1 protein-coding gene, 1 tRNA gene and 2 pseudogenes are annotated in these 3,589 nt (G+C 61.4%); 3 read left to right on the top strand and 1 reads right to left on the bottom strand.

The genetic code is table 11. The annotated features are described in order from the left end of the window. Nucleotides 1–143 (bottom strand): annotated as a pseudogene (locus EN879_RS40745) (D-alanyl-D-alanine carboxypeptidase); the annotation flags it as partial. A gap of 213 nt (nucleotides 144–356) precedes the next feature. Here EN879_RS40745 and EN879_RS27880 point away from each other — a divergent pair. From EN879_RS27880 to EN879_RS40205, 3 genes and pseudogenes are all read left to right on the top strand, one after another. Continuing rightward, nucleotides 357–1,520 (top strand): M20 aminoacylase family protein, encoded by a 1,164-nt coding sequence (locus tag EN879_RS27880; protein WP_063169116.1) that lies wholly within the window; start codon nucleotides 357–359, stop codon nucleotides 1,518–1,520. Between the two features lie 83 nt (nucleotides 1,521–1,603). Continuing rightward, a tRNA-Arg gene (locus tag EN879_RS27875) sits at nucleotides 1,604–1,680 on the top strand. Nucleotides 1,681–2,214: 534 nt separating this feature from the next. Continuing rightward, nucleotides 2,215–3,589 (top strand): annotated as a pseudogene (locus EN879_RS40205) (hypothetical protein); the annotation flags it as partial.

Genomic DNA, 3,589 nt, shown 5'->3' with positions numbered 1-3,589 from the left:
CGCTTGAACGCATCCTGATGCTGCAGGATCTTGCCGCTGCCGAGGTCGAACACGACCACCGGATTGGCCAGCGCCGGCCCGGCCACAACCGACAGCGCGATTGTGCCAGCCGAGAATAGTTTGAGGAAATGCCTGTACCGCATGATCAAATCCGAAATCGCCTCTTGCCGTAGTCGCCCCTGGCTCCGTAAGATTTCATTACGCGATCGCCAGCATATGGTCCGACCCTCAAAACCCGGACCCCATTGTTGCGGTGCTATTTACTCTATGTGACGCCAAGATGGCAAAGTGCCTGGCGATCACAATTGCAAGGCAGCGGCCAACACCCGCCGTCCCAACAGCGAGATGGAACCATCATGCCAATCCTGAACCGTGCCGCCGAAATGCAGGACGAAGTTGCCGGCTGGCGCCAGCATCTGCACCAGACGCCAGAACTGAACTTCGACGTCTTCAAGACCGCCGCCTTCGTCACCGAGAAGCTGAAGGCTTTCGGCTGTGACGATGTGGTCACCGGGCTCGGCAAGACCGGCGTGGTCGGCATCATCCGCGGCCGCCAGGGCGAAGGTCCCACCATCGGCCTGCGCGCCGACATGGACGCGCTGCCGCTCAACGAGATATCAGGAAAGCCCTACGCCTCGACCATCCCCGGCAAGATGCATGCCTGCGGCCATGACGGCCACACGGCGATGCTGCTGGGTGCGGCCAAATACCTCGCCGAGACGCGCAACTTCACCGGTTCGGTGGCGGTGATCTTCCAGCCGGCCGAAGAGGGCGGCGGCGGCGGCAACGAGATGGTCAAGGACGGCATGATGGAGCGTTTCGACATCTCCAGGGTATTCGGCATGCACAACATGCCGGGCCTGCCTGTCGGACAGTTCGCCATTCGCCCGGGCCCGATCATGGCGGCGACCGCCGAATTCACCATCACCGTGCGCGGCAAGGGCGGCCACGCGGCGATGCCGCACGGTACGATCGACCCGATCGTCATCACCAGCCAACTGGTCGGCGCCTTGCAGACGATCGCCTCGCGCAGCACCGATCCGGTCGAGGCCGTGGTGGTGTCGGTGACCAAGTTCCACGCCGGCGATGCCTACAACATCATCCCCGAAACCGCCGAAATCGCCGGCACCGTGCGCACCTTGCGAAAAGAAATCGCCAAGAAGTCCGAAGAGCGCATCCGCAGCATTTGCGACGGGCTGGCGACCGCGTTCGGGGCCAGGATCGAGGTTGACTACCAGGCGAATTATCCCGTGACCTTCAACCACGCGGAAGAGACGGTGTTTGCCGGTGACGTCGCGATGAGTGTCGCTGGCGACGCCCATGTCCACCGCGGCATCCAGCCGGTGATGGGCGGCGAGGATTTCTCCTACATGCTCGAAGCCCGCCCCGGCGCCTTCATCTTCATCGGCAATGGCGACACCGCCGGTCTGCACCACCCGGCCTACGATTTCAACGACGAGGTCATCCCGCACGGCATGAGCTACTGGGTGAAACTGGCTGAAACCGCGCTGGCCGCCTGACAGCGGCAGCGCAAAGCCGGCCGAATTGCCTTCGGCCGGCCTCTTGGCGAAACGATCCGAAGCGGCTATGTGTCTGGCCGCGTGGTCCCGTAGCTCAGTAGGATAGAGCGGCAGATTCCTAATCTGTAGGTCACAGGTTCGATTCCTGTCGGGATCACCATGCTTTGCATCAGCTTAGCAAATTGACGTCGTACTTTTCGCGAAACAGTACGACGAATTCTAATCTCGGCGGGAATGCATCACCGAACAAGGAACGATCAGCTTCACTACGAAGAGCGGGCACTACAATGGCCCTTTGTCTGGCCGAAGGCTGCCTGCAGGATCACTAGGAGCTGATGGTTGACCGTGGTGCGCTGTGACCTAGCTTAAAGTTCATGATGGACAGTCCTAAGCCCGGAAATGGCGAATTGTCCGCACCGGCGAACTCTCGCGAGGTTGCTATGCAGAGGCGCAAACCGGCGTTTCAGAGCCCTGCATGCGTCCTTGGTCGGCCATTGCCCGCTACGGAATATCAACTGCGGCGATCTATCGGAACGCGACCGGCGCCCCGCCATCCGCAACAATTCGCAAGGACCAGAAGGATCCCGAAGAAAGCGACGCTCCGAGAGCGGTAAGGCCTTGGCGAATACCAAGGCGAATGACCAGACATCGCTTTATGAACTTGGCAATACACCCAGAACGCACGGGCACGGCAATGCCAAATTATCTTGCCGAAATGTATGCAAACGACGTAAATCTGGCCATTCTGAGCGCAGTGGTGACGCTTGCATCGGTGGGCGTCTATCTTGTGCTCCGGCGTATCCTTGCCGCAGTGCGACGGCGCCGCCTTGCAGCGTTTGACGAAGGCAGATCCGGTTTCGCCGACGAGGCTTCTTGGGAATGGGAAAGCCCGGACGGACTTGTCGTCGGGCCTGCTTCTTCCAAGGCTGCCAACCCCTTGCATGCGGTCGGCCTGGATGTTCGGGCTCAAAATACCAACTACTCTCGGTTCGGAGTGCGAATCGAACATTTCGCCGCGACATCCGAACCCAGCGGGTGCTCGTCAGTGGTCGAGACCGGTGCTCCTGCACCGAACAGAGTGCAGTCTGGCCGGCTTGCAGCATCCATCAGCGCGATCGCGGAACGTGGGAAGCGGATTTGCGGGTCGGCATGGAACCAATTGCGCCATAAGGCTTCACCGCCAAAAATTGCTCCGTTGGCCTATGCTGCGGATCGCGGTTTGAATTTCACAGCTCAGTTGAGAGATCCCGACCCGGCCATGGCGCCTGCCTCAAACCCTGTCGTTCGCAGGCCGATCGTTCTTGTATCGCGCTTGGGTCTCGCCGCCATTTGTCTGGCCGCGCCGATTGGCTATGCGATGACGAGACAAATCTGGGTCGAAAGCGCTTCCGCCATCTCGCAAACCCAAGACCAGGCCCATCGAGACCTTTCGCGCCCGCTGGGATTTCAGGCGAGTGCCGAATTGCTTGGCCCGGATCTCACGGCTAACCAGGCGCAAACCGGGACGGATCGTGCTCAGGCTGCCGCTGCGAGACAATTGGCCGACCAGGAGCACCGGGCGGCGGAAGGCGAGCGTGCCAGGAGCGCCGCTCTGCAGGGAGCGCTCCTCGAGGCGAGCAAGCAGATCCACACGCTGAGGGCAAGCATGGCAGCTGCCGATGACGCGCGCGAGGAGCGGTTGCGCAATGAACTCGCGGCAGCCCGCACCCTTGACGCGTTGCGGCGCATTGCGGGAGAGGCCGGCACGATGCTGAGCGAGGGCGCCAGCTATGTCCTTAAGGAGATGCCCGCTGCTCATCTCGAGCAGGAGCAAGCCCAAAGGCAGGCGCGCGATTTATCGCAAGCGCGCGTCCAAATTGAACAGCTTGAGACCGAGGCCGCCAAGGATCGCGCCACGGCCAAGGCTTCACTGGTGCAGGCGAGCGGCATACTCGACGACGAGCGCCGGAAGACGGAGCTGCTTCGTGGCGATCTCGCCGAAGCGAAACTGGCCAATGCCGCACTCATGAAGCGTACGGCTGCGGCTGAGCAGGAACAGACCGACGCGGTCACAGCGAGACAACAAGTGG

It is taken from the genome of Mesorhizobium sp. M7A.F.Ca.AU.002.02.1.1 (assembly GCF_003998535.1).
In the GTDB taxonomy this organism is placed as follows: domain Bacteria; phylum Pseudomonadota; class Alphaproteobacteria; order Rhizobiales; family Rhizobiaceae; genus Mesorhizobium; species Mesorhizobium ciceri.
Note: the sequence above shows the minus strand (reverse complement) of the source record. Positions and strands in the feature narration are given on the sequence as shown.

What these genes read in the sequence shown, in the direction of transcription:
- EN879_RS27880 (WP_063169116.1), top strand. Translation starts at nt 357, where the DNA reads ATGCCAATCCTGAACCGTGCCGCCGAAATGCAGGACGAAGTTGCCGGC.